Below are 3,811 nucleotides of genomic sequence, written 5' to 3'. Positions count from 1 at the left end.
CCGGCCGGGGCAGGTCGGGAGCGCCGAGCCGCCCGTCCGGCCGGGGCTCCACGGTGGCCACGCCCGTGCCGCAGCGGTCGCTGCCGGTCCGGATCGTGCGCGGCGTCTTCCTGGGCAGCGCCCACGTGGTCGGCGGCACGGCCCGGCGCATCGGCACCGGGGCGCGGGACCTCGACCCGGCGCACCGCCGCGACGGCCTGGCCTTCGTCCTCCTCGGCCTCGCGGTCGTGGTGGCCGCCCGGGAGTGGTGGGCCCTGTCCGGCGCGGCGGGGGAGGCCATCCACGCCGTCGTGGCGGGCACCTTCGGCGTCGTCGGGGTGGCCGTCCCCCTCTTCCTCCTGGCCGGCGCGGTGCGCCTCATGCGGCACCCGGACCGGGTGGACGCCAACGGGCGCATCGTCATCGGCCTCGCCGCGGTGGTGCTCGCGGTCTGTGGCCTCGTGCACCTGGGGGCCGGCGTCCCCTCGCCGCGCGACGGCTTCGGGCCCGTCCGCGAGGCGGGCGGCGTCCTCGGCTACGTCGTCGCCGCACCGCTCGAGGCCCTGGTCACCGTGTGGGTCACGGTGCCGCTCCTGCTGCTCCTGGCCGTCTTCGGCCTCCTCGTCATCACCGCGACCCCGGTCCACCAGATCGTGCCCCGGCTGCGCGCCGGGTACCGCTGGGCGACGGGCCGCCGTCACCCGGACGTCGCGGGGTCCGACGACGAGTCGCTGGCCGACCTGCCCACGCTCGCCGAGCAGCAGCAGGGCCGTCCCGAGAAGCACCGGCGCCGCCTGCCCGGCCGCCGGCGTGCCGTCCTCGACGAGGACGCGGCAGCCGCGGCGCGCGCGGCGGAGGGCGGCTTCGCGGGGGACGAGGCGTTCGAGTCGGCCGCGCTCACCGAGCCCGTGGGCGGTCCGTCCGACGCGGAGGAGGACCCGGAGCTCACCCAGGTCGTCGCCCCGCCGGACGACGTCGTGACGACCGTCCTCGCCGGGGGCTCGACCGCGGGGGCGCCCGCCATGCCCGCGCCCATGCCGCGCGGCGAGCAGCCGATGCTCTCGGGCGACGTCGTCTACACGCTGCCCGCCGAGTCCCTGCTGGCCAAGGGCATGGCGCACAAGGTGCGGTCCGCGGCGAACGACCGCGTCGTGGAGGCCCTGACCGGGGTCTTCGAGCAGTTCGAGATCGACGCCCAGGTGACCGGCTTCTCCCGCGGTCCCACGGTCACCCGCTACGAGGTGGAGCTGGGGTCCGGCGTCAAGGTCGAGCGCGTCACGGCGCTGGGGAGGAACATCTCCTACGCGGTCGCGAGCGCCGACGTGCGGATCCTCTCGCCCATCCCCGGCAAGTCGGCGATCGGCATCGAGATCCCCAACACGGACCGCGAGACGGTCTCGCTCGGCGACGTCCTGCGCTCCTCCGCCGCGCGGCGCAGCGAGCACCCGATGGTGATCGGCGTCGGCAAGGACGTCGAGGGCGGGTACATCGTCGCGAACCTCGCGAAGATGCCCCACCTCCTGGTCGCCGGGGCCACGGGCGCGGGCAAGTCCAGCTTCGTCAACTCGATGATCACGTCGGTCCTCATGCGGTCGACGCCGGACGAGGTCCGGATGATCCTGGTGGACCCCAAGCGCGTCGAGCTGACCCTCTACGAGGGCATCCCGCACCTCATCACGCCGATCATCACCAACCCGAAGAAGGCCGCCGAGGCCCTCGAGTGGGTGGTGCGGGAGATGGAGTCCCGCTACGACGACCTGGCGATGTTCGGCTACAAGCACATCGACGACTTCAACGCGGGGGTCCGGTCGGGCAAGGTCAAGCCGCTGCCCGGCAGCGAGCGGAAGATCGCCCCGTACCCCTACCTGCTGGTCATCGTCGACGAGCTCGCGGACCTCATGATGGTCGCGCCGCGCGACGTCGAGGCGTCGATCCAGCGCATCACCCAGCTGGCGCGCGCGGCCGGCATCCACCTGGTGCTCGCGACGCAGCGTCCGAGCGTCGACGTCGTGACCGGCCTCATCAAGGCCAACGTCCCCTCCCGGCTCGCGTTCGCGACGTCCTCCCTCACCGACTCCCGGGTCGTCCTGGACCAGCCGGGTGCCGAGAAGCTCATCGGCCAGGGCGACGCGCTCTTCCTGCCGATGGGGGCTGCGAAGCCCATGCGCGTGCAGGGCGCGTGGGTCGCCGAGAGCGAGATCCACGCCGTCGTCGAGCACGTCCGGACGCAGCTCAAGCCGACGTACCGGCAGGACGTCACCGCCCCCGCCGCGAAGAAGCAGGTGGACGAGGACATCGGCGACGACCTCGACCTCCTGCTCCAGGCCGCCGAGCTCGTCGTGACGACCCAGTTCGGGTCGACCTCGATGCTGCAGCGCAAGCTCCGCGTGGGCTTCGCCAAGGCGGGCCGGCTCATGGACCTCCTGGAGTCCCGGGAGATCGTGGGCCCGTCCGAGGGGTCCAAGGCGCGCGACGTCCTGGTCCAGCCCGACGACCTCGCGGGAACCCTCGCCCTGCTGCGGGGGGAGCCGGGCGAGCCCGCCGGGACAGGGGACCCGGGAACGGGTCATGACGTCGCGATGCCGACCGATGGGCTCGGTGTGGAAGACGACACCGCACCGGACGACGGTCAGCGATGGTCGCCGACGACCGGCTGAGCCTGGGCGCCCTCGCGCCGACCCTGACCGCCCTGCTCCTGCTGCTGGTGCTGGGCGGCCTCCTCATGCTGCTGTGGCGTCGTCACACGAGGGCCGTCGAGAGCCGGGACCGTCGGGTGGAGGAGCTGGCGCGGCGGCTCGCCGCCGTGCTCGGGGGCGGCCGGGACGCCGTCGTCCTGCACGGCGCCGCCGGTGTGGTGGAGGCGAACGCGGCGATGGCGCTGCTCGCCGACGCCCCGCGCGCGGAGCTGCTCGGCGTCGCGGTCGAGGACCTGCCGGTGCGGTGGATCAGCGAGGCCGCCGAGCCCGTGGCGCCGTCGTCGGTGTTCGCCCGGCAGACGTACGTCGGCCCCTCCGCACCGCCGCCCCTCGTGGTGGGTGCCGTCCCGGCGTCCGGGGCCGCGATCCGCTGGGTGCAGGTGACGACCCACGTCACGGAGACGCCCGACGGCGGTCAGGAGCTGGTGACCGCCTTCACGGACATGACCGGCCCCCGGGAGATCCGGGCGGCGCTGGCGCGGTCCGAGAAGCAGTTCCAGGCGGCGATGGAGAACGCGCCCATCGGCATGGCGCTCCTGGACCCCCGGTGGCGGCTGGAGCAGGTCAACAACGCCCTGTCGCAGCTGCTGGGCGCGGAGCCGCGGGCGCTGCGCGGACGGGACCTGTCGGCGCTGTCCCACCCCGAGGACCGGGCTGCGGAGCGCGCCGCCGTCCACCGGCTGCTCTCCGGCGAGGCCGAGCGCTTCACGCTGGAGAAGCGCTACCAGCGGACCGACGGCCACACGGTGTGGGTGGTCCTCGACGTGGTCCTCGTCCGCACGGAGGACGGCGCGGCGGAGAACTTCGTCGCGCAGCTCCGGGACGTCACCGAGACGCGCCTGCAGGCGGAGCTGCTGTCGCACCGTGCGATGCACGACGCCCTCACCGGGCTGGCGAACCGGGCCCACATGCAGGAGGCGCTCGAGCGGGCCCTGGCGCACCCGGACGTCACCGGCCGCGTCGCCGTCGTCCTCGTGGACCTGGACGAGTTCAAGCCGATCAACGACACCTACGGGCACGCCACCGGGGACGAGGTCCTCGTGCACGTGGCCGGCGTCCTGCGGGCGGCGACGGCCGGCCGGGGCACCGTCGCCCGCCTCGGTGGGGACGAGTTCGTCATCGTCGTCGAGGACCCG

General features: G+C 74.3%; 2 protein-coding genes. Both read left to right on the top strand.

Features of this window, described 5'->3' with window-relative positions; translation table 11 throughout:
* Window positions 1-2,636, top strand: a 2,636-nt coding sequence (locus N866_RS14520; RefSeq protein ID WP_425393968.1) for an FtsK/SpoIIIE family DNA translocase, incomplete at its 5' end; no start/stop codon positions are given.
* Window positions 2,615-3,811: GGDEF domain-containing protein (locus N866_RS14515; RefSeq protein WP_034227605.1), on the top strand; the 1,197-nt coding region annotated here is incomplete at its 3' end. The genes N866_RS14520 and N866_RS14515, both read left to right, overlap by 22 nt.

The sequence above is a fragment of the Actinotalea ferrariae CF5-4 genome (assembly GCF_000603945.1).
Lineage (GTDB): Bacteria > Actinomycetota > Actinomycetes > Actinomycetales > Cellulomonadaceae > Actinotalea > Actinotalea ferrariae.
This window is presented reverse-complemented; position numbering and strand designations above follow the sequence as displayed.